This is a genomic window from Tropicimonas sp. IMCC34011 (genome assembly GCF_003390865.1).
Taxonomy (GTDB): domain Bacteria; phylum Pseudomonadota; class Alphaproteobacteria; order Rhodobacterales; family Rhodobacteraceae; genus Tropicimonas_B.
This window is the reverse complement of sequence record NZ_QMEJ01000001.1, coordinates 1,126,387-1,147,327: the sequence shown is the minus strand read 5'-3', so window position 1 is coordinate 1,147,327 and position 20,941 is coordinate 1,126,387. Positions and strand designations below refer to the sequence as shown.

The window sequence follows — 20,941 nt, the reverse complement described above, 5'->3', positions numbered from 1 at the left end:
GAAGCGGAAGCTCCCCCGATCTATGGGGGGGCGGCCTCGTCCGGACGGGGGCACTGCAGCGCGAAGGCATCCCCCCGGATGACAAATTCAGGCGCGCGGCCCGGCCTGCCAGGCCCGCGCAAGCGACCCCAAAATCGGAGGCTTCATGCCCGATACGCTCCAAGCGCCCGACGCCGACACCCTCTCACGCCTCTTCCTCGAGGCGCGCAGCCACAATGGCTGGCAGGATCGCAAGGTGCCTGACGACACGCTCCGCACGCTCTGGGACACGTTGAAGATGGGGCCGACCTCGGCCAATTGCTCGCCCGGACGCTTCGTCTTCATCCGGTCCGAGGAGGGCAAGGAGAGGCTGCGTCCGGCACTGTCGGGCGGCAATCTCGACAAGACCATGGCCGCGCCCGTCTGCGTGATCATCGCGCACGACCCGAAGTCCTACGAGCATCTGCCCGACCTCTTCCCCCATGCCGATGCGCGGTCGTGGTTCACGGGGTCGGACGATCTGGCCCGCGAGACCGCGTTCCGCAACGGCACGCTCATGGGGGCCTACCTGATGATCGCGGCGCGGGCGCTGGGGCTCGATGTCGGGCCGATGTCCGGCTTCGACAAGACGAAGGTCGAGGAGATCTTCTTGGCGGAGACGGGCTGGAAGGCAAACTTCCTCTGCAATCTCGGCTACGGCGACGCAAGCAAGCTCTACGACCGGTTGCCCCGGCTGGGCTTCGACACGGCCTGCCGGCTCGTCTGAGCCAGCAGGGCGGGCCAGTCCTGCCGCCTACGCCCCGGTCGCGCCGCCAGTAAGGCCCCGCAGCAAGCTGGATTCGGTGACGCGACCGACGAGGGCTCCGCCCTCCGTCACGCCGACCGCGCCGGTGGCGGCATCGAGGGCGTTCATCACTTCGGCGACGGGCGTTTCGACGTCGAAGGCGGGGCCGGTCGCTTCACCGGGTTCCATCACGTCCCGCGCGGTCAGCACGCCGAGCGGGTTCATGTGGGCCACGAAGTCGGCGACATAGTCGTTCGCGGGTTTGGTGAAGATCTCCCGCGGGGTGCCGACCTGGATGATGCGCCCGCCTTCCATGATCGCGATCCTGTCGCCCAGCTTGAACGCCTCGTCGAGGTCGTGGCTGACGAAGAGGATCGTCCGCTTCAGGCGTTGCTGCACTTCGAGAAGCTCGTCCTGCAGGCGGGTGCGGATCAGCGGATCAAGGGCGGAGAAGGGCTCGTCCATCAACAGAATGGGCGCTTCGGTGGCAAAGGCGCGGGCAAGGCCGACGCGCTGCTGCATGCCGCCCGAAAGCTCGGCGACCTTGCGGTCTCCCCAGCCGTCGAGGCCGACGAGGGAAAGCTGGTCGGCGATCTTCTTGCCGCGCTCCTCCTTCGGCACCCCGGACAGCTCGAGGCCGAACCCCACGTTCTCCTCGACGCTTCGCCAGGGCAGGAGGCCGAACTGCTGGAACACCATGGCGACGGAGTGGCGCCGGGCCTGCCGCATTTCCTTGGCGGAACAGTTCGCCATGTCGACCATGCCGTCGCCGCTCTTCACCCGCACCGATCCGCGGGTGACCTTGTTCAGCCCGTTGACGGCGCGCAGCAGCGTCGACTTGCCGGAGCCAGACAGGCCCATCAGGACCAGCGTCTCCCCTTCGGCGACCGTCAGGGTGCAGTTGTGGACCCCGAGCACCTGGTCCGTCCGATCCTGGATTTCAGGGCGGCTCATCCCCTCGTCGGCCAGCGGCAGGGCTTCCTGCGGCTTGTCCCCGAACATGATCGAGACGTTCTCGAATTCCACGGCGCTCATTTGCGATTCACCCTCAGCATCCGGTCGAGCATGATGGCCACGACCACGATCACGATCCCGCTCTCGAACCCGAGCGAGGTATTCACCTGGTTCAGCGCGCGGACGACGGGCACCCCAAGGCCGTCCGCCCCGACCAGAGCGGCGACCACGACCATGGACAGCGACAGCATGATGGTCTGGTTCAGACCGGCCATGATCTGCGGAAACGCCGATGGCAGTTCGACCTTCCAGAGCTTCTGTTGCGGCGTGGCGCCGAAGCTGTCGGCGGCTTCGAGAAGCGGCTTCGGCGTGCCGGTGATCCCCAGATGCGTCAGGCGGATCGATGCGGGCAGGACGAAGATCACGGTGGCGAAGAGGCCGGGCACCATGCCGATGCCGAAGAAGACGATCGCCGGGATCAGGTAAACGAAGGTCGGCAGCGTCTGCATCAGGTCGAGGATCGGGCGCACCGCGGCATAGAGCTTCGGACGGTGCGCAACGGCCACGCCGGTCGGCACCCCGAGCGCCATGCACACCACGCAGGAGGAGAGCACCAGCGTCAGCGTCTCGGCCGTCTCCTCCCAGTAATCCTGGTTCAGGATGAAGAGAAATCCGAGCAGGACGAAGAGACAGACCTGCCAGCTGCGTTGCAGGGCCCATGTCAGCGCCACGAAGGCGAGGATGATGACCAGCTCGGGCGGCGTCAGGAGCAGCCAGAGAATCCCCTCGATCAGTCCCTCGCCGCCCTCGGCGATCGCATCGATGAGGCCGGAGAAGGTGTTCTGTATCCAGTTGAAGAGATCCGCGGCGGCATCACCGACCGGAATCTTGTACGCGCTCAGCCAGTCCATTCGTGGCCTTTCCTGATCTTGTCACTGTCCGGGTGCGCGGCTGCTGCCGGCGCGGTGCGCCGCGGCTCGGGGCCTGTGCGGCCGGAGCGGGGCAGGTCCTCGCGCCTGCGCCAGGCTCGGCGATGCGGTCGGGGCTCCGGCGAGGCGGGGCCTCCCGGTGTGGCTTGCATCCGGTGCGACGGAAGGGGGAATAGGGCTGCGCGCGGCGCGCAACCCCGGAGCGGCGGCGGCCCCGCCATATCGAGCGAAGCCGCCACCCCCTGTCTCAGAGACCGAGAGCGGTCTGAGCGGCGGCGAGGCCCGGCTCGCCGTCAACGGTGGTCACCCCCTCGAGCCAGGGCTCGATGACGGCGGGGTTCTCCTGCAGCCATGCCTGGACGGCCTCGTCGGGATCGGAGCCCTCGTCGAGGATCCGGCCCATGATGGCGTTCTCCATGTCGAGCGTGAAGTCCATCTGTTCGAGGAGCTTGCCGGCATTGGGGCACTCGGTGGTGAAGCCCGCGCGGGTGACGGTGTAGACCGTGCCTTCGCCGCCGAAGAAGTCCTCGCCGCCCTCGAGATATTTCAGCTCGAAGTTGGCGTTCATCGGGTGCGGGGCCCAGCCGAGGAAGACGATGTCCTCGTCGCGGTCGACGGCGCGGCGAACCTGGCTGAGCATGCCCTGTTCCGAGCTCTCGCGGATGCTCAGATCGCCCATGCCGTACTCGCCCTCCTCGATCAGGCTGATGAGGTAGGCATTGCCCTCGTTGCCGGGCTCGATGCCGTAGATCGTGCCGTCGATCTCGTCGGAGAACTCGGCGAGATCCTCGTAGGACTGGAGGCCCTTGTCATAGGTGTAGGACGGCACGGCGAGGTTGTAGATCGTGCCTGTGAGGTTGTCGTTGACCGACTCGATCGAGCCGTCGTCGAGATAGGGCGTGATCGCGCTTTCCTGCGACGGCATCCAGTTGCCGAGGAAGACGTCGATGTCGCCGCCCGACAGCGACGCGAACGTCACCGGCACGGACAGGACGGACACGTCCACGTCGTACCCCAGCGCCTCGAAGACCTGCTTCGCGGCGGAGGTGGTGACGGTGATGTCGGTCCAGCCGACATCGGAGAACGAGATCGAATCGCACTGCGCCTGGGCCGAGGCGGTCCCGGCAACGGCTGTGAGGGCCAGCGCGGAAAGGGTGGTCTTGAACGTCATGTTGGGTCTCCCTGTTTTCTTGATTGACCGATCAATAAAAAATCGACATGGCTCCGGCAACACCTTTCTGCCGCCGGGGGTCGATGTGCCGAAGATCGGAATGGAGCCTATTCGAAAGGAAGCGCTCCTGAAAGCGACAATACGGGAGGTCGGCTCGGCCGGCACGCTCGAGGTTCCCGTGAGCCGGATCGCGCGCTCCGCCGGCATGTCCGCCGCGCTTGCCCACCATTACTTCGGCGGCAAGGACAGGATCTTCCTCGCCGCGATGCGCTACATCCTGTCCGAATACGGACGCGGCGTGCGCGCGGCCCTGACCCGGGCAAGCGGCCCGCGGGAGCGGCTCGCGGCCATCCTGCGCGCGTCCTTCGAGGATCCGAACTTTCGCAACGAGGTGATCGGCGCCTGGCTCGTCTTCTACATCCAGGCCCGCAATTCGCCCGAGACCGCCAGGCTCTTGCGAATCTACCATCGCCGCCTCGCCTCCAACCTGATCTGCGAACTGCGCCCCCTCGTCGGCGACCGCGCGGTGGCCGCCGGTGCCGCGCTCGGCGCCCTGATCGACGGCGTCTACCTCAGGCACGCGGTCGGGGACGAGGAAGCCGATGCGGAAGCGGCCGAAGCGACCGTTTACTCCTATCTCGATCTCGTCCTGGCACAGGGAAGACTCCAATGACGCGCCCCAATATCCTGGTCATCATGGTCGATCAGTTGACCGGCACGCTCTTCCCGGACGGCCCGGCGGACTGGCTTCACACGCCCAACCTCAAGCGCCTGGCGGAGCGATCCGCGCGGTTCGAGACGGCCTATTGTCCCTCGCCGCTCTGCGGGCCGTCCCGCGCCAGCATGATGACGGGGCAGTTGCCGTCCCGCACCGGCGTCTACGACAATGCCGCCGAGCTGCCCGCTTCGGTCCCGACCTATGCGCACCACCTGCGCCGCGCCGGCTACCACACCGCGCTCGTCGGCAAGATGCATTTCGTCGGGCCCGACCAGCTGCACGGGTTCGAGGAGCGCCTGACGACGGATATCTATCCCGCCGATTTCGGCTGGACCCCGGATTACCGAAAGCCCGGCGAGCGGATCGACTGGTGGTATCACAACATGGGATCGGTCACGGGAGCCGGCGTCGCCGAGATCTCCAACCAGATGGACTACGACGACGAGGTCGCCTTCCGCGCCGGCCAGAAGCTCTACGATCTCGCGCGGGAAGAGGAGGGGCGGCCGTGGTGCGTCACCGTCTCCTTCACGCATCCGCACGATCCCTACGTCGCCCGCCGCCGCTTCTGGGATCTCTACGAGGATTGTGGACATCTGGAGCCGCGCGTCCAGCCGATCCCGTACGAGGAGCATGACGCCCATTCGAAGCGCATCTACGACGCCAATGACTGGCACCGCTTCGAGATCGAGAACGAGCATGTCCGCCGCTCCCGTCGGGCGTACTTCGCCAACATCTCCTATCTCGACGAGAAGATCGGCGAGCTTCTGGATATCGTCGAGCGCACGCGGCAGGACTGCGCCGTGGTCTTTACCTCGGACCACGGGGACATGCTCGGCGAGCGCGGCCTGTGGTTCAAGATGTCGCCCTTCGACGGCTCCTCACGCGTCCCGTTCATGGTCGCGGGCGCCGGCATCGAGGCCGGTCACGTGGCAGAGCCCGTCTCGACAGTCGATCTGTGTGCGACCCTCTGCGATCTCGCCGGGATCGACATGGGGGAGGTGTCACCCTGGACGGACGGTCACTCGGCCCTGCCGGTCGCGTCCGGCGATCCGCGTCCGGCGCCGGTCGCGATCGAATACTGCGCCGAAGGCTCCTATGCCCCTGTCGTGACGCTCCGGGACGGGCGCTGGAAGTATACCCGCTGCCAGCTCGATCCGGACCAGCTCTACGACATGGATGAGGATCCGGACGAGTTGACGAACCTCGCGGGCGATCCTGCCCATGCCGATACGCTGAAGCGGATGCGGGAGCTGTCGGAGGCACGCTGGGACCTCGACCTCTTCGACAGCCAGGTCCGCCAGAGCCAGGCCCGCCGGTGGGTGGTCTACGACGCCCTCCGCGCAGGCCGGTACACCCCGTGGGACCATGAGCCCGAAACCAAGTCCTCCGAGCGCTTCATGCGCAACCACATGGATCTCAACACGGTCGAGGAGCGCCGCCGCTTCCCCCGTGGTGAATGACGAGAAGGCCGAAGACATGACTTATGACGTCCAGCCCGAGGGCAGCCACTTCGTGAACGGCAACCTGGTCGGTGATGCCGAAGGCGCCGAGCTGCCCGTGATCTATCCCGCCACGGCGGAGCGCATCACGCTTCTGAACGAGGCGACCCCGGCCGTGATCGAGGCGGCGCTTTCCGGCGCCGAGGCCGCCTGGCGCGACTGGGCCGCGCGCCCCGGCGTCGAGCGCGGGCGCGTCCTGCGCCGTGCCGCCGATATCCTGCGCGAGCGCAACGAGGATCTCTCCCGCCTCGAGACCCTCGATACCGGCAAACCGATTCAGGAGACGCGCGTCGCGGATGCCGCGTCCGCCGCAGACGCTCTCGAATGGTTCGGCGGGATCGCCGCCGGCATCGCGGGCGAGCATGTCCAGCTCGGGGAAGACTTCGGATACACCCGCAGGGAACCGTTCGGCGTCTGCGTGGGCATCGGCGCGTGGAACTACCCGATCCAGATCGCCGCGTGGAAATCCGCCCCCGCGCTCGCCTGCGGCAACGCGATGGTCTTCAAACCCTCTGAAACCACGCCCCTCTCCGCCCTGAAACTGGCCGAGATCTACATCGAGGCGGGGCTGCCCGAAGGCCTCTTCCAGGTGGTGCAGGGACGGGGCGCCGTCGGCGCGGCCCTGATCGAGGACGAGCGCGTCGCGAAGGTCTCCCTCACCGGCTCGGTCCCCACCGGCCGCCGGGTCTACGAGGCGGCCGCGCGCGGGCTGAAGGCTGCGACCATGGAACTCGGCGGCAAGTCCCCGATGATCGTCATGGAGGATGCCGATCTCGACGCGGCCGTCGGAGGGGCCATCCTCGGCAACTTCTATTCCTCGGGCCAGATCTGCTCCAACGGCACTCGCGTCTTCGTGCAGGAGGACGTGCTGGAGGACTTTCTCGCCCGGCTCGCGGACCGCACTGCCGAGGCGAAGGCCGGTGATCCCCTCGATCCGGAGACCACCCTCGGTCCCCTCGTCAGCGAGGCGCAGCTCGAGAAGGTCATGGGCCATATCGAGGCCGGAAAGGCGGAGGGCGCCCGCCTCGTCTGCGGCGGAACCCGGCTCGAGGGGAAAGGCTACTTCGTCGCGCCCACGGTCTTCGCGGACGTCACCGACGAGATGAGCCTTGCCCGCGAGGAAATCTTCGGGCCGGTCATGTCCGTCCTGTCCTTCAAAACGGAGGAGGAGGCGCTTGCCCGCGCCAATGCCACGCCCTACGGCCTCGCCGCCGGGGTCTTCACCCGCGACATTTCCCGCGCTCACCGGATGGCCGCCCGGCTGGACGCCGGCACCTGCTGGATCAACACCTACAACCTGACCCCCGTGGAGCTGCCGTTCGGCGGTGTGAAGGCCAGCGGCGTCGGCCGGGAGAACGGCCATGCCGCCATCGAGTTCTACAGCCGCCTCAAGACCGTCTATGTCGGCATGGGAGGCGTCGATGCGCCCTTCTGACCGCTATCTTCGTCCTGCGGGTCCGGGGAGGGCCGCGCCGGGAGCGTCCCGCCGCCGCGCCCCTCGCGCCGGAGCGATCCGATGAGCACCGATTACGTCATCGTCGGCGCCGGCTCGGCGGGCTGCGCCATGGCCTACCGGCTGTCCGAAGCGGGCCGCTCCGTCACGATCGTGGAATCGGGCGGCACCGATGCCGGCCCGTTTATCCAGATGCCGGGCGCACTGTCCTACCCGATGAACATGCGCCGCTACGATTGGGGATACACCACCGAGCCCGAGCCCCATCTCGGCGGCCGGCGCCTCGCCGCGCCGAGGGGCCGGGTGATCGGCGGGTCCTCCTCGATCAACGGCATGATCTATGTCCGCGGCCACCCGCTCGATTACGAGCACTGGGCCGAAAGCGGCGCCTCCGGCTGGTCGTGGTCCGATGTCGCTCCGTATTTCCGCCGTATGGAAAACTGGCATGCCGGCATCCATGGCGGCGATGCGGCGCGCAGGGGGCATGACGGCCCGCTCCATGTCACGCGCGGCAAGCGGGACAACCCGCTGGTGAAGGCCTTCGTCGAGGCCGGCCGCGAGGCGGGCTACGGCGAGACGAAGGACTACAACGGAATCCGCCAGGAGGGCTTCGGGCCGTTCGATGCGACAATCTGGAAAGGCCGCCGCTGGTCCGCCGCCTCCGCCTATCTGAGGCCCGCGCTCAAGACCGGCCGGGTCAGGATGGTGCGCGGCGAGGCTGCCAAGGTCGTCATCGAGGAGGGCCGCGCCACGGGCGTCGCGCTCGGGACCGGGGAGATCGTGCGGGCCGGGCGGGAGGTGATCCTCTCTGCCTCCGCCTTCAACACTCCGAAGCTCCTCATGCTCTCCGGGATCGGCCCTGCCGCGCATCTCGCGGAGCTCGGGATCGAGGTGGTCGCCGATCGTCCCGGCGTCGGCTCGAACCTTCAGGACCACCTCGAGATGTACATCCAGTACGCCGCGACGCAGCCGGTCAGCCTCTTCAAATACTGGTCGCTCCTCGGGAAGGCCTATGTCGGCGCACGCTGGGTCCTGGGCCGGAAGGGTCCCGGTGCCTCGAACCAGTTCGAGAGCGCGGGCTTCGTGCGCTCGAGGGCCGGGGTTCGCTATCCCGACATCCAGTACCACTTCCTGCCCCTTGCCGTGCGCTACGACGGCAAAACCGCGGCCGAGGGACACGGCTTCCAGTGCCATGTCGGCCCGATGCGCTCGCCGAGCCGCGGCAATGTCCGGCTGACCTCCGCGGATCCGGCCGAGGCGCCCTCGATCCTGTTCAACTACATGGCCGAGGAGAAGGACTGGGAGGATTTCCGTCGCTGCATTCGCCTGACGCGCGAGATCGTCGCCCAGCCAGCCTTCGACGCGTTCCGCGGGGCGGAGATTACGCCGGGTGCCGCGGCGCAGACGGATGACGAACTCGACGACGTGATCCGCGAGGAGGTGGAGAGCGCCTATCACCCCTGCGGTACCGCGAAGATGGGGCGGAAGGACGACCCGGGCGCCGTCGTCGATCCGGAGGGCAGGGTGATCGGCCTAGAGGGGCTGCGGGTGGCGGACAGCTCGATCTTCCCACGCATCACGAACGGCAACCTCAATGCCCCGTCGATCATGGCGGGAGAGAAGATCGCCGATGCCGTCCTTGGCCGGGCCCCCCTGCCGCCCGAAGAGGGCGGATGGTGGGAAGCGCGCGACTGGCAGACCCGGCAGCGCGAGAGCGACCCGGTCCGGTGATGCAAAGGGGGGGCTTCGGCCCCCCGCGCAACCGGTTAGCGGCTGGTCAGACCACGCCGCCGTCCACGACGAGCGTCTGTCCCGTCACCATGCGGGCGCCCGGTGAGGCGAGCCAGAGGGCGGCCTCCGCGATGTCGTCCGCGCGGATCAGGTCCGGGATGCATTGAAGCGCGTGGGTCTCGGCGATCCAGTCATCGGTGAGCCCGGCCTCCACGCGCTCCGTGACCACCCGACCGGGCGCGATGGCGTTCACCCGGATCCCCTTCGGGCCCAGGTCCCGCGCGAGGCCGCGGGTCAGTCCGACGATGCCCGCCTTCGCGGCATGGTAGGCGGCGAGGTTGCCCGCGAGCTTCATCCACGCGGTGGAGGAGAGATTCACGATGGCGCCGCCGCCGGCCGCCTCCATGCCCGGCGCCACGAGGCGGGCGAGGGCGGCGTGGTGGTCGAGGTTGAGCGCCATCATTTCCCGCCACGCGCCGGGCGTCAGCTCGCCCAGGGCCATACGCCGGTCGACGCCTGCATTGTTCACCAGGACCCGTACCGGGCCGCGCTGCCGGACAAGATCCGCGACGACGTCTTCGAGTGCGTCCAGATCCCGCAGGTCGAGCCGGACGGGGTGGACGTGCCCCGGCCCGGCGTCTTCGGGGGCGATGGCGATGGCGTCTCGGTCAAGCGCCGAGACCTCGGCGCCGGCGCGGGCGAAGGCAAGCGCCGTCGCCTTGCCGATCCCCGCCGCGGCACCGGTGACGAGGACATGCGCGCCCTGATGCGCGCTCACACCGCCACCTCGCGGGTCGGCAGGCCGGGTATGTCCATCTCGATCGCGAAGAGACCGCCCGACAGCGGCGCTTCGGAGAGCACCTGCGCAGGCAGGCGGATCGACGCGGAGGTGATGTAGAGGGTGGTGAGGTCCGGCCCGCCGAAGCAGCAACTCGTCGGGCGCGGGACGGGCATGTCGATTTCCCGGATCAGGCGGCCGCCGGGCGTGTAGCCCGCCACGCGCCAGCCATCCCAGAAGGCGATCCAGACATTGCCCTCGGCATCCACGGACAGACCGTCGGGCTTGCCGTCCCGCGGGTCCACCGTGAGAAAGACGCGGCGGCCGGTGATCGCCCCTTCGGCGGCGTCGTAATCGTAGGCGAAGACAGTGCCGAGGCCTGAATCGGTGAAGTAGAAGGTCCGGTCGTCGGCCGACCAGCCGAGACCGTTGGAAACCTGGAAGCCCCCGTCCACCGCGCGGGAGGAGGTGGGCGTGTCGAAGCGGTAGAGCGAGCCCGACGGCATCGAGGCGTCGAGGCTCATCGTCCCGGCCCAGACCCGGCCCGAACTGTCGCACTTGGCGTCGTTGAAGCGGTTGGAGGGCAGATGCGCCTCGGGATCGTGGATGGGATCCAGATCGCCGGAGGGGCCGAGCCGTTCGAGGCCGTTCTGCGTGACGGCCATCATCGTTCCGTCCGAGGCGGGAAGGACGGCCGAGACCAGGCGGGGGGAGGGGTGCATCGCGCTCCTCGCGCCCGCGGGATCGAAGATGCGCGTGGCAGGCGCCGCGATGTCGACCCAGCGCAGGAGGTTTTCCCGCGCGTCCCAGACCGGCCCTTCGCCGACGATGGCGCCGGCGGCGTCCACGCATTCCAGCGTCTCGGCGATGTGGCTGTGGCGGCGCGGGTTGGGGGAGATGCTCACGCTGGCGGTTCCTATGTTGCCCATCACGCGGCGGGCGGATTCCATCAGGTCCCGCCCGACGATATGGCGCTGTTCGAGGCCGAGCGCGCTTTCGTGAGCGGTCACCGCGATGGCGCCGCGGCCCATTCCCGGCGGCCCGTGGACCTCCACCGCAACGACGATGAGGCCGGGGACGGACCCCGATTCAGCGATGGAATAGCCCCGCGCCCGGCTGATCGCGATTTCCGACAGGATGCTGTGCTGGGTGTCTCGGTCGTAGCTGGTGATGAAGCGGCTCATCTCGTGCGGGGCCATCGCCGCCATCATCGCCCGCCCGGAAGCGGACTCGGCGGCCGGCACCGAGCGGCCCACATCGACGCCGACGGCGAGCGGGTTCTGCGGGCGGCGGACGTCGACGTAGATGATCTCGTCCCCCTCGAGGACGGTCAGCGAAACCGTCTGGCCGAGCTCCGCGGAGAGGCGGGACAGTTCATGCTCCGCCGCCGATCGCAGGTCGAAGGAGGAGAGGGAGGACCGCCCCAGCTCGATGAACCGCTTGCCGAGGGAGTAGGTCTTTGCCGCGTTGTCGTGCTTGAGATAGCCGAACTCCACCAGCGCGCCGAGGAGCCGGTAGAGCGTCGCCTTGGGCAGGCCGGTTTCGCGCAGGAGGTGCGCGGAGGTGCAGGGCGCCTGGGCCTCCCCGATCAGTTCGAGGAGCTGGATGCCCTTCACCAGCGTTCCGGCGCCGGGATATCGCTTGGCGATGTTGTCGAAATCCGGCACCGGCGCGGTCCTCAGCTCAGGGCTTTCTGGGTTTCGGGATCGAATACATGAACCTTCCCCTCCGGCAAAGCGACCCGAACGTGCTCCCCGTCCGAGTAGCGCCTGTCGTCGATGACGCGGGCGAGCATCGTGGTGCTGTCCCGCGCGGCATCGTCCGAGCCGATGACCTTTTGGAGCGAGTGGATCGCCTGCCCCTCGGGGGTCGGGAAGTGCAGGATCTTCTCCGTTCCGAGGCTTTCGACGAGGCCGAGAGAGACGGGGGTGCCGCCGGTCTCGCCGCCGATCTTCAGGTGCTCGGGGCGGATGCCGAAGATCGCCTCGCCCCGCGGCAGCCGGTCCGGCGAGACGGACAGCGGCACGACCTGTTCGCCGAAGCGGGTCTGCGCCCGTCCGTTTTCGATCTCGACGGGGCCGCGGAAGAAGTTCATCCCCGGCGAGCCGATGAACCCCGCGACGAAGATGTTGGCCGGCTCCGCGAAGAGCGTGTCGGGCGAGCCGATCTGCTGGATCACGCCGCCGCGCATGACGACGATCTTGCTCGCCATCGTCAGCGCCTCCACCTGGTCGTGGGTGACGTAGATCGTGGTCACGCCGAGGCGCTTCTGCAGGTTCACGATCTCGGAGCGCGTCTGCACCCGGAGCTTGGCGTCGAGGTTGGAGAGCGGCTCGTCCATCAGGAAGGCGCTCGGCTCGCGGACGATGGCCCGGCCGAGGGCGACGCGCTGGCGCTGGCCGCCCGACAGCGCACGCGGGCGCCGGTCGAGGTAGGAGGTCAGCTCCAGCGTCTCGGCGGCGGCCTCCACCCTGCGGTTGATGTCCGCCTTGTCCTGACCGCGCATCTTCAGGCCGAAGCCGATGTTGGAGCGCACGGACATGTGCGGGTAGAGCGCGTAGTTCTGGAACACCATCGCGATGTCCCGCTTGCCGGGGCCGAGCTCGGTCACGTCGCGCCCGCCGATGGAGATGCTGCCCGCGCTCGTCGCCTCGAGCCCGGCGAGCATCTTCAGCGCGGTGGACTTGCCGCAGCCCGAGGGGCCGACGAAGACGCAGAAGTCGCCGTCCTCGACGTGGAGGGTGAAGTCCCGGATCGCATGGACCTCGCCATAGCTTTTCTGGACGTTGTCGAAATCGATGGTCGCCATTGGTCTGGCCCTTTCGTTTACTTGTCTGAGCCGGACGAGAGACCGCCCACGAGATAGCGTTCGAGGAAGAGGTAGACGCCGATGATCGGCACCGCGGCCATCAGGGACGCGGCCATGATCGTGTTCCAGTCGGTCACGAACTCGCCCTTGAGCGTGGCGATGCCGACATTGAGCGTCCACTTGGATTCGGACGTGGTCAGGAAGGTCCGGGCATAGAGGAAGTCCGACCAGCTGATGACGAAGGCATAGAGCGCCGTGGCCGCGAGGCCGGGCGCGGCGACCGGCAGCACCACCCGCACGAGCGCTCCGAGGGGGGAGCAGCCGTCCACCAGGGCGGCGTGTTCGAGCTCCGGCGGGATCGTGTCGAAATAGCCCTTCAGCATCCAGGTCGCGAAGGGGACGATGAGGGTCGCCTGCGCGATCACCACCGACCAGAGCGAGCCGACGAGGCCGAGGGACTTGAAGATCGCGAAGAGCGGGATGACGAGGAGTGTCGCCGGCAGCATCTTCGATGTCAGGATGAAGAGGCCGAGGCCCTGACCGCCGCGCAGACGGTGGCGGGAGAGCGCGTAGGCCGCCAGCACCCCCACCGTCAGCGACAGGATCATCGTGGCCACGGCGACGAGGATCGTGTTCCACATCCAGAGCGCGAAAGGCTGCGTCGCGAGAAGGTCCGCGAACACGCCCCATTGCGGATCGTCCGGCCAGAAGCGGGGCGGGTATTCGCGCAGCCGCGTCCGGGGGCTGAGCGCGGTGAGGATCATCCAGTAGATCGGGAACAGCAGGGCCGCGCAGGTGAAGATCACCGTGGCGTAGATCCCGAAGGTCCCGAGGGGAGAGCGTTTCTGCATCGGGGCGGGCTCCTAGTGAACCGAGTTGGCGAAGCGGCCGACCAGCGCGCGGCTGATGAAGGCGCAGATGACGAGGGTGACGACGCCGACGGCAGCGCCCTGTCCCATGCGGAAGAAGGAGAAGGACTGCTCGAAGGTCAGGATCGAGAGCGTCGTGGTGGAGCCGATCGGCCCGCCCTGCGTCAGCACGTAGATGATGGCGAAGTCACGGAAGACCCACAGGGTGGTCATCACCGCGGTGACGCCGATCACCGGCGCGAGGCTCGGAAGCGTGATGAAGAGGAAGCGCTGCCAGACATTGGCGCCATCCACCCGCGCCGCCTGGTACTGTTCCTCGGGGATCGACTGGAGGCCGGCGAGAAGCATGATCGAGACGAGCGGATAGCCCTTCCAGATCATCACGAAGCAGACCGCGAAGAAGGCGGCGGTGGCGTTCGAGGCGAACTGGATCGGCGCTCCGATCAGGCCGACCTTCAGAAGCGCCCAGTTGACGACGCCGAAGGAGCTGTCGAGCATCCATGCCCAGATCACAGTGGCGACCACTTCGGGCACCGCCCAGGGCAGGGCGACGAAGAGGCGGGCCAGGGCGCGGCCGCGGAATTTCTGGTTCACGAGAAGCGCGGTGGCGAGCCCGATCGCGAGGGAGATCCCGCCCACCGTCAGCACCATCTTCGCCGTGACCCAGACCGCGTTCCAGAATTCGCCGGAGCGGACGAGCCAGTCGTAGTTCTCCAGCGTCCAGGGCTCGCGGTCCCCGCCGACGCGGGCGATGCGCACGTCCTGGAGCGAGATGTCCACCGAAAGCAGGATCGGATAGATGATGATGAGCGCCATCATCAGGACGGCCGGCGCGAGCAGCAGATACCCGAATTTCGCGCGGTGGCGCGGCGAACTGAAATCGATCACGTTGGGTCTCCTCCCCCGGTGGGGCCGGCCGGGCATGGCGGCGCCTTAGGGGGGCGTTCGGTTGATGCGGCCGCGCGGGGCAGGGTGATGCGCCCGCGCGGCTCGGCGTCTGTTTGGGTGTGATCCTAGTGCGTGACCGGGATCAGTCGGCGATGCGCTCCACGGCGGCCTGGATGTTGCCGGCGGCCACTTCGGGATCGAGGTCCTCGATCAGCATCCGCTGGGTTTCGCGGAAGACCAGCTTCACCACCTCGTTGAACTCAAGTTCGAGCCCGGCGGGCAGACGGTCGACCCCGGCCGCGGCGGCCTTCGCGTTCGCGGTATCGAAGAGCTCGAAATAGGGGTCGGCCTCGATCTCGGCGGTGTAGTCCAGCCCGGGCATCGGCGCGGGGGAGGATCCGAGGGTGGCGAAGCGCTGCTGCATCTCCTCCGAGGCGGCGATCTCGATGAAGTCCCAGACGAGGGCCTTGCGCTCATCCGAGATGTCGGACGGCATCCCGATCACGTTCGAGGTCCCGCCGACCGGCGGATCGAGCGGCGATTCCGCGAGCTTCAGGTCGCCGCGGGTCTCGTCGCCCGCCTCCTTGATGATGTTGTAGATCCACGGCCCGTCGAGACGCATGGCGATGCGGCCCTCGACCAGAAGCTGGCGCATGTCGCCCGCCTCGGCGTCTTTCGGCGTCAGGCCTTCGGAGTAGATCTGCTTGAAGCGGCGCAGACCCTCGATCACGCCGGGGCTGTCGAAGGCGGGCTCGCCGTCCTCGGTCCAGTTGCCGCCGGCATCGAGCACGAAATGCAGCATGTCGTGCATCATGTTGGAGCCGCCGGCGCTGGAAACGCCGATGCCGTAGACATCGGTCTGCCCGTCGCCGTCGGTGTCTTGCGTGGTGGCCTTGGCGGCGGCGAGCAGCTCCTCCCAGCCCTGCGGAACCTCCTCGATGCCGGCCTCGGTCAGCAGCCGCTCGTTATAGGCGAGGATATAGGCCGTGTAGAGCAGCATGAGGCACTTGGTCTCGCCCTCCCAGACACAGGTATCCTGTCCGGCCCAGCCCTCGAGATCGAGGCCGCTCTCCTCGATGTAGGGGTCGAGGGTCTCCATCCAGCCTTCGTTGGCGAAGCTCTGGTACTCGAACGCGGCGAGATGGACGATGTCGGGCGGGGTGCCGCCGGCAAACATGGTGAACATGGTGTCGGCGTATTCGGAGCGCGCGACCTTGGTCATCTCGACCTCGACGCCCTCGTGCTCGGCCTCGAACTTCTCGATCACCTCGTTCCACCAGTCGCCGTAGCCCGGCTCGCCCTTCATCCAGCTGACGAAGGTCAGGGTCTCCGCCGAGGCGGCAGATGCGGTCAGGGCGGTCGTGGCGGCGAGGGCCGCGATGGCGGCAGTCCTGTTCAGATGTCTCATGTAGGTCTCCTCCTTACATCTGTTCTCTACGGTCAATCGTCGATCCGGGTGAGGAACGCGAAGGCATCCGGGGCCGGCATGACGCCGATCCCGGGGGTGTCGTCGATTCTGAAACGGCCGCTCTCGCAGACCGCCGCGCCCTCCAGCAGCGCGGCGTTGCGGCCGTAGATCGAGTGCTGGAATTCGTGGCAAGCCGCGCCCGCCGCGAGGCCGGCGCGCAGCGACGCGGCCATGAAGAGGCCGAGCCCGATGGTCGCGTGCGGGATGATGTCCGCCCCGCGTTCCGTCGCCAGCTTCGCGATGCGCGCGAACTGGGTGATGCCCGTATGGCCCATTTCCGGTTGCACGATGGCGCAGGCGTTCCGTGCGGCACGGGGGCGGTAATCCCAGTCCGTCCGCCATTCCTCCCCGAGGGCGAGCGGGCAGGAGAGGCCCGCCGCGACGCGGGCCTGCGCCTCGACGTCCTCGGGGGCGACCGGCGCCTCGAGGAACCAGGGGTCGTGGGGAGCGAGAGCGGCGCCGAGGGCGATCGCCTCATCCGCCGCGTAAGCCCAGTGCATGTCCACGGCGATCCTGTGATCCGGGCCGAGGGCAGCGCGCAGGGCCTCGACCTCACCCGGCACGTCCCCGTTCTCGGTGTGGCTGATCGGGATCTTGACGGAATCGAAGCCGTCCGCCGCAAAGCGCTCCGCCATCTCGATGCGGCCCGCGCGGTTCGGGGCGGGCAGGCCGGACACATAGCCGTGCAACTCTCCCGGCCCCGGCCGCCCGAGCGCTGCCTGGAGGCTCTGCCCGCCGGCTCTCGCATGCAGATCCCAAAGCGCGATGTCGAGCGCGGCGAGGGCATCGGCAAGGTAGCCGCCCCAGTAGCCGCGGTTCCGCTGGAGCGCGTAGAGTGCGTCCCATGTCTCGCCCGGATTCATGGGCGGCAGAGCTTGGAGGTATGGCGCGAAGAGGTCGCGAATGATCTCCATCACCGCACGCGGCGCGATGAGACCGTAGGTTTCCCCCCAGCCTTCCGCACCCGAGGCATCGCGCAGGCGCACCACGATGGAGCGGTCGATCAGCGGATAGACCGTGCCGTTGAAGCCGCGCACGACGTAGCGCTCGCCGATCGCCACCTCATCCGCGCCGGGCGCACCGAGATAGGCCGTGTCCCGGGGGCGCTCGAAGAGGAAGACCTCGACGGAGGTGATCCGCTCACGCATGCACCGTCTCCAGCGCGGACATGGCGCGCGCGTGGAATTGCAGGATCAGCCGCTCGAGGGTCTCGTCCGGCTCCGGCAGGGCCTCCCGCACGTCGGCCGTGGCGCAGAGCCCCTTCTCCCGCAGGATCAGCTTGGTGAGGCGCATGCGGTAGGGCGCCTGGACGAGCAGGAGCGGCAGGGTGCGTTCGTAGAGATCGAGGGCCCGGTCCCGGTCGCCCGCCTGCCACGCATTCATCAGCGCCACGTGGAGTTCGAGAAGTTCGAGAGCCGGCATCGTCGCCATGGCGCCGCGCACCAGTTCCTCGTAGAGGTAGCGCGCCCCGCCGCCGCCGATCACGCCGTCGAGGTCCGCGCCGCAGCCGGCCACGAGCTGGCTGACCTTGGGGCCGGACGGCACGCCTTCCTCCTTCACGTAGCGGATCGAGGGAACGGCGCGCGCCAGTGACAGCATCTCCTCGGCGGAGAGATCCGCGCCGCGGGGGGCGAAGAGGTTCTGAAGCACGATGATGCCGCCGTCGAGCGCCTCGGCGATGCGGTGGAACCACGCCTCGCTGTCGTCGCCCATCGCCGGGATTGCCATGGCCATCGCGCCGTCCACGCCGCTCTTGGTCACGCTCCGGGCCAGCTCGACCATGGTCTCGGGCTCGGCGGCATTGACGCCGGCAAGGACGGGGAGGCGACCGGCGGCGGTCTCCACCACGATCTCCAGGGATGTCCGCCGCTCCTCTGCGCTCAGCTGCACGTCCTCGGACGCGACGCCCGGATAGACGAGCGCCGCGGCGCCGGCGGAGATTGCGTGCTCGGTGAGACGGCGCAGGCCGCCGAGGTCCACGGTGCCGTCCGCACTGAACGGGGTGGGAACAATCGGCAGAACGCCTTCCAGTCGAACACTCATCCCATTCCCTCTATTTGAGACTTGATTTCCATAATTGAAACCTAGCCAAGCCGGCAATAGGATGTCAATGAGTTTCGGAAGGCCGGTATCGGACCGGGAGGGAGTGACATATGGATTTCATTGCAGTCGATTGGGGCAGCACGCGCTTCCGGGCGTGGTCGATGGGGGCGGATGGCGACGTCCTGGACAGCGTCGAGAGCGATACCGGTCTCAAGGCTGTCGAGGGCGGGCGGTTCGAGGCGGCGCTGATGACCGCCTGCGGCGACTGGCTGGCGCGCGATCCCGGTCTTCCTATCCTGATGTCCGGCATGGTCGGGTCCCGCGCGGGCTGGAAGGAAGCACCCTATTGCCTGTGCCCCGCGGACCTCGCGGCCGTCACCGCCGATGCACTCCGCTTCGAGGTGGCCGGCCATCCCGCCGCGATCCTGCCCGGTGCGACCTGCGACGATGCGCTCGGCCATGCGGACGTGATGCGCGGCGAGGAGGTGCAGATCTTCGGCGCGGCCGGACTTCTGGGCGTGGAGGACGCGGTGATCTGCATCCCCGGCACCCATTCGAAATGGGCGCGCCTCGAGGGCGGGCGCCTTGCCGGGTTCGAAACCCACATGACGGGCGAGATCTTTGCCCTCCTGCGCAACCAAAGCCTCGTCGGTGCGCTCGCCGAGGGCGATGCGGACGATCCGGCCGCGTTCCGGGACGGTCTCGCTCACGGGATGGCCACCCCGCTCGCCCATGCCGCCTTCGCCGCGCGGGCCGACGCGCTGAGGGGCACGCTTCCCGCGACCTCCATCTCCGCCTTCCTCTCCGGTGTCCTGATCGGAGCGGAGCTGGCGCGGCGCCCGGAGGCGGATGAGGTGGTGCTGATGGCGACCGGTATCCTTGCCGAGCGCTACGGCGCCGCGCTCGATCACGTGGGCGCTGAGGTGCGCTTCGTCGATGCCAAGGACGCGACACGCGCAGGCCAGATCCGTGCCGCTGCGACGCTCTGGCCGGAGCGTGTGCCCGCGTGAGCGGGTTCCCGGAGGCCGAGATCGACCACGTCGCGATTCCCTGCCGCGATCCCGAGGCGTCGGCGGCCTTCTATGCCCGCCTCGGCTTCACGCGCGGCTTCGCCAAGGACGGTCTCCTGCAGATGCAGCTGGGGGGCGCGATGATGGAGCTGATCGCGGCAGAGGCGGAGGCGCAGGACGCTCCCGTCCCGCGCCACGTGGCCCTGCGCGTCGCGGATGCGCAGCGGGCGGCCGAGGCGTTGGGCGAAATGGGGATCGAGACGGACGGCCCGCCGCGGAGGGGCGCGTCCGGGGCGCTCTTCCTGTTCTTCAAGGATCCGGACGGCAACTGGATCGAGATCGTGTCCCGATGAGCATGGGCGCTCCCGGAGCAGAGCGGGGCGGTGCGCCTCTGGCGCTCACCGCGCTCTTCTGCGGCGTCGCCTCGAGTGTGATGCTGAAGGGGATCGCGGACCTCGCCCCGGGACATGCCATCGCCATCCGCTCCGCCATCGCCGTCGGTCTGCTTGGTCTCGTGATCGGCGTGCGGATGGCGCGGGGGAGGAGCGGCGGGCTCGATCGGGCCGGCGCCGCGCGGGCCGTGTTCGATGCGCTGGCGGGGCTCACCTTCGCGCTCGCGATCTTCGAGCTGCCGCTCGCCCTTCTGGCGACAATCCACGCGACGATGCCGCTCGTGAGCGTCGCGCTCGCGGCCCTTATCCTGCGGGAGCCGCTGCCCGCGCGCGCGCTCGTCGCCATCGCCGTCGGTTTCGCGGGCGTCGTGGTGATCCTCGATCCCGGTTTCGGCGCCTCGCCGCTCGGCCTGACGCTCGCGCTGGTCTCCACGCTCGCCTATGCCTGCCGGGATCTCGTGACCCGTCGTCTGAGGCCGGAGGCGGACATGCTCAAATCCGTGATCCTCTCCTCGGTCCTGATCGGCGCGGCCGGGCTCGTCACCGCCGGACTGCCGGACCGCGCGCACATGCCCGCCACGCCCGATCTTGTGCGCCTCTTTTGCGCCGCACTCACCTTTCTCGGGGCGAACACGCTGATCATTGCCGCATTTCGCCGCGCGACGGTCGCCCGGATCGCACCGCTGCGCTATACCAGCATCCTGTGGTCGCTCGTCTTCGACGCCGCGATCTGGGGACATGTTCCCGATGCCGCCACAGCGGCCGGCATCGCCCTCATCGTGATTGCGGGGCTGATCCTGCTCCGCCCTGCCAGACCCTGACCAGAGGACGACCATGATTTTCGCCGACGCCCTGTCCACCACCCCGCTCGTCGCCATCCTGCGCGGCATCGAAACGCACGAGGCCGGGGATATCGCTCTCGCCCTCGTCGATGCCGGCTTCACCATCGCCGAAGTCCCGCTGAACTCGCCTGATCCCCTGAGGAGCATCGCCGCGATGCTAGAGGCCGCCGGGGATCGGCTGATGGTCGGGGCCGGAACGGTGCTGCGGGCGGAGGATGTCGACGCGGTGGTGGACGCAGGCGGACAGATCATCGTTTCGCCGGACTACAAGGAGAGCGTCGTGCGGCGGACGAAGGAGCGGGGCGCGGTCTCCCTGCCGGGCATTTCGACGCCGACCGAAGCCTTCGCCGCCATCGACGCGGGCGCGGACGGGCTGAAGATCTTCCCTGCCGAGGCGTCGCATCCGGGCGTGCTGAAGGCGTGGCGCGCCGTGATGCCGGCGGACCTGCCGATCCTGCCCGTGGGCGGTATCGACGAGACCAACCTCGCCGACTGGTGGCAGGCCGGCGCCTCCGGTTTCGGCCTCGGCTCCTCGCTCTACAAGCCGGGACGCAGCGCGGCGGAGATCGGCGAGCGCGCGGCGGCGATCCGGGCTGCGCTGGAGCGGGTTCGCGAAGGGTAGGG

The 20,941-nt window shown here is 68.4% G+C and carries 20 protein-coding genes; 9 read left to right on the top strand and 11 right to left on the bottom strand.

Annotation, left to right across the window (positions count from 1 at the left end; genetic code table 11):
- The first annotated feature begins 145 nt into the window (after positions 1-145).
- On the top strand, positions 146-745 hold the full coding sequence (locus tag DQG15_RS05485) for a malonic semialdehyde reductase (protein ID WP_116083367.1): 600 nt from the start codon (positions 146-148) through the stop codon (positions 743-745).
- Positions 746-772: 27 nt separating this feature from the next.
- Here DQG15_RS05485 and choV read toward each other — a convergent pair whose 3' ends face one another.
- From choV to choX, 3 genes are all read right to left on the bottom strand, one after another.
- Complete coding sequence (gene choV / locus DQG15_RS05480) at positions 773-1,798, bottom strand: choline ABC transporter ATP-binding protein (protein WP_116083366.1); 1,026 nt, start codon at positions 1,796-1,798, stop codon at positions 773-775.
- On the bottom strand, positions 1,795-2,628 hold the full coding sequence (gene choW / locus DQG15_RS05475; RefSeq protein ID WP_116083364.1) for a choline ABC transporter permease subunit: 834 nt from the start codon (positions 2,626-2,628) through the stop codon (positions 1,795-1,797). Before choW ends, choV begins: the two co-directional genes overlap by 4 nt.
- A gap of 265 nt (positions 2,629-2,893) precedes the next feature.
- Positions 2,894-3,817 (bottom strand): choline ABC transporter substrate-binding protein, encoded by a 924-nt coding sequence (gene choX / locus DQG15_RS05470; RefSeq protein ID WP_116083362.1) that lies wholly within the window; start codon positions 3,815-3,817, stop codon positions 2,894-2,896.
- Positions 3,818-3,917: 100 nt separating this feature from the next.
- Between choX and betI the strand changes: the two genes are divergently transcribed.
- From betI to betA, 4 genes are all read left to right on the top strand, one after another.
- Complete coding sequence (gene betI, locus DQG15_RS05465) at positions 3,918-4,490, top strand: transcriptional regulator BetI (protein ID WP_198665068.1); 573 nt, start codon at positions 3,918-3,920, stop codon at positions 4,488-4,490.
- Positions 4,487-5,995 (top strand): choline-sulfatase, encoded by a 1,509-nt coding sequence (gene betC / locus DQG15_RS05460; RefSeq protein WP_116083359.1) that lies wholly within the window; start codon positions 4,487-4,489, stop codon positions 5,993-5,995. The genes betI and betC overlap by 4 nt, the downstream gene beginning before the upstream one ends.
- A 16-nt stretch (positions 5,996-6,011) precedes the next feature.
- Positions 6,012-7,469 carry a betaine-aldehyde dehydrogenase gene (gene betB, locus DQG15_RS05455; protein WP_116083764.1) on the top strand — a complete coding sequence of 486 codons (1,458 nt, stop codon included), beginning with the start codon at positions 6,012-6,014 and terminating at the stop codon, positions 7,467-7,469.
- 81 nt (positions 7,470-7,550) lie between these two features.
- The gene (gene betA, locus DQG15_RS05450; RefSeq protein WP_116083357.1) at positions 7,551-9,218 is read left to right on the top strand and encodes a choline dehydrogenase; all 1,668 of its coding nucleotides are present in this window, start codon (positions 7,551-7,553) and stop codon (positions 9,216-9,218) included.
- 46 nt (positions 9,219-9,264) lie between these two features.
- Here betA and DQG15_RS05445 read toward each other — a convergent pair whose 3' ends face one another.
- From DQG15_RS05445 to DQG15_RS05410, 8 genes are all read right to left on the bottom strand, one after another.
- On the bottom strand, positions 9,265-9,996 hold the full coding sequence (locus DQG15_RS05445) for an SDR family NAD(P)-dependent oxidoreductase (RefSeq protein WP_116083356.1): 732 nt from the start codon (positions 9,994-9,996) through the stop codon (positions 9,265-9,267).
- Positions 9,993-11,663: an SMP-30/gluconolactonase/LRE family protein gene (locus DQG15_RS05440; protein ID WP_116083354.1), complete on the bottom strand. Its 1,671-nt coding sequence runs from the start codon at positions 11,661-11,663 to the stop codon at positions 9,993-9,995. Before DQG15_RS05440 ends, DQG15_RS05445 begins: the two co-directional genes overlap by 4 nt.
- A gap of 11 nt (positions 11,664-11,674) precedes the next feature.
- A complete protein-coding gene (locus DQG15_RS05435; protein WP_116083352.1) occupies positions 11,675-12,805 on the bottom strand; it encodes an ABC transporter ATP-binding protein in 1,131 nt (376 codons plus the stop codon).
- A gap of 17 nt (positions 12,806-12,822) precedes the next feature.
- The gene (locus DQG15_RS05430; protein ID WP_116083351.1) at positions 12,823-13,656 is read right to left on the bottom strand and encodes a carbohydrate ABC transporter permease; all 834 of its coding nucleotides are present in this window, start codon (positions 13,654-13,656) and stop codon (positions 12,823-12,825) included.
- 12 nt (positions 13,657-13,668) lie between these two features.
- Entirely contained in the window at positions 13,669-14,562 is an 894-nt protein-coding gene (locus tag DQG15_RS05425; protein WP_116083349.1) for a carbohydrate ABC transporter permease, read from the bottom strand.
- Positions 14,563-14,704: 142 nt separating this feature from the next.
- Complete coding sequence (locus DQG15_RS05420) at positions 14,705-15,970, bottom strand: sugar ABC transporter substrate-binding protein (RefSeq protein ID WP_116083347.1); 1,266 nt, start codon at positions 15,968-15,970, stop codon at positions 14,705-14,707.
- Positions 15,971-16,002: 32 nt separating this feature from the next.
- The gene (locus DQG15_RS05415; RefSeq protein WP_116083346.1) at positions 16,003-17,178 is read right to left on the bottom strand and encodes a mandelate racemase/muconate lactonizing enzyme family protein; all 1,176 of its coding nucleotides are present in this window, start codon (positions 17,176-17,178) and stop codon (positions 16,003-16,005) included.
- The gene (locus tag DQG15_RS05410; RefSeq protein WP_116083345.1) at positions 17,171-18,073 is read right to left on the bottom strand and encodes a dihydrodipicolinate synthase family protein; all 903 of its coding nucleotides are present in this window, start codon (positions 18,071-18,073) and stop codon (positions 17,171-17,173) included. Before DQG15_RS05410 ends, DQG15_RS05415 begins: the two co-directional genes overlap by 8 nt.
- A gap of 110 nt (positions 18,074-18,183) precedes the next feature.
- On the opposite strand from DQG15_RS05410, the gene DQG15_RS05405 reads away from it, so the two are divergent.
- The 4 genes from DQG15_RS05405 to DQG15_RS05390 are packed head-to-tail and all read left to right on the top strand — an operon-like array spanning position 18,184 to position 20,939.
- Entirely contained in the window at positions 18,184-19,083 is a 900-nt protein-coding gene (locus tag DQG15_RS05405) for a 2-dehydro-3-deoxygalactonokinase (protein WP_116083343.1), read from the top strand.
- Entirely contained in the window at positions 19,080-19,436 is a 357-nt protein-coding gene (locus DQG15_RS05400; protein WP_157968903.1) for a VOC family protein, read from the top strand. The genes DQG15_RS05405 and DQG15_RS05400 overlap by 4 nt, the downstream gene beginning before the upstream one ends.
- On the top strand, positions 19,433-20,296 hold the full coding sequence (locus DQG15_RS05395) for a DMT family transporter (protein ID WP_116083340.1): 864 nt from the start codon (positions 19,433-19,435) through the stop codon (positions 20,294-20,296). Before DQG15_RS05400 ends, DQG15_RS05395 begins: the two co-directional genes overlap by 4 nt.
- A gap of 13 nt (positions 20,297-20,309) precedes the next feature.
- Positions 20,310-20,939 (top strand): 2-dehydro-3-deoxy-6-phosphogalactonate aldolase, encoded by a 630-nt coding sequence (locus DQG15_RS05390; protein WP_116083339.1) that lies wholly within the window; start codon positions 20,310-20,312, stop codon positions 20,937-20,939.
- Positions 20,940-20,941: the final 2 nt, after the last annotated feature.

Coding starts and splice junctions, on each gene's coding strand:
- DQG15_RS05485 (WP_116083367.1), top strand. CDS start 146: ATGCCCGATACGCTCCAAGCGCCCGACGCCGACACCCTCTCACGCCTC.
- choV (WP_116083366.1), bottom strand. CDS start 1,798: ATGAGCGCCGTGGAATTCGAGAACGTCTCGATCATGTTCGGGGACAAG.
- choW (WP_116083364.1), bottom strand. CDS start 2,628: ATGGACTGGCTGAGCGCGTACAAGATTCCGGTCGGTGATGCCGCCGCG.
- choX (WP_116083362.1), bottom strand. CDS start 3,817: ATGACGTTCAAGACCACCCTTTCCGCGCTGGCCCTCACAGCCGTTGCC.
- betI (WP_198665068.1), top strand. CDS start 3,918: ATGGAGCCTATTCGAAAGGAAGCGCTCCTGAAAGCGACAATACGGGAG.
- betC (WP_116083359.1), top strand. CDS start 4,487: ATGACGCGCCCCAATATCCTGGTCATCATGGTCGATCAGTTGACCGGC.
- betB (WP_116083764.1), top strand. CDS start 6,012: ATGACTTATGACGTCCAGCCCGAGGGCAGCCACTTCGTGAACGGCAAC.
- betA (WP_116083357.1), top strand. CDS start 7,551: ATGAGCACCGATTACGTCATCGTCGGCGCCGGCTCGGCGGGCTGCGCC.
- DQG15_RS05435 (WP_116083352.1), bottom strand. CDS start 12,805: ATGGCGACCATCGATTTCGACAACGTCCAGAAAAGCTATGGCGAGGTC.
- DQG15_RS05430 (WP_116083351.1), bottom strand. CDS start 13,656: ATGCAGAAACGCTCTCCCCTCGGGACCTTCGGGATCTACGCCACGGTG.
- DQG15_RS05420 (WP_116083347.1), bottom strand. CDS start 15,970: ATGAGACATCTGAACAGGACTGCCGCCATCGCGGCCCTCGCCGCCACG.
- DQG15_RS05415 (WP_116083346.1), bottom strand. CDS start 17,178: ATGCGTGAGCGGATCACCTCCGTCGAGGTCTTCCTCTTCGAGCGCCCC.
- DQG15_RS05410 (WP_116083345.1), bottom strand. CDS start 18,073: ATGAGTGTTCGACTGGAAGGCGTTCTGCCGATTGTTCCCACCCCGTTC.
- DQG15_RS05405 (WP_116083343.1), top strand. CDS start 18,184: ATGGATTTCATTGCAGTCGATTGGGGCAGCACGCGCTTCCGGGCGTGG.
- DQG15_RS05395 (WP_116083340.1), top strand. CDS start 19,433: ATGAGCATGGGCGCTCCCGGAGCAGAGCGGGGCGGTGCGCCTCTGGCG.
- DQG15_RS05390 (WP_116083339.1), top strand. CDS start 20,310: ATGATTTTCGCCGACGCCCTGTCCACCACCCCGCTCGTCGCCATCCTG.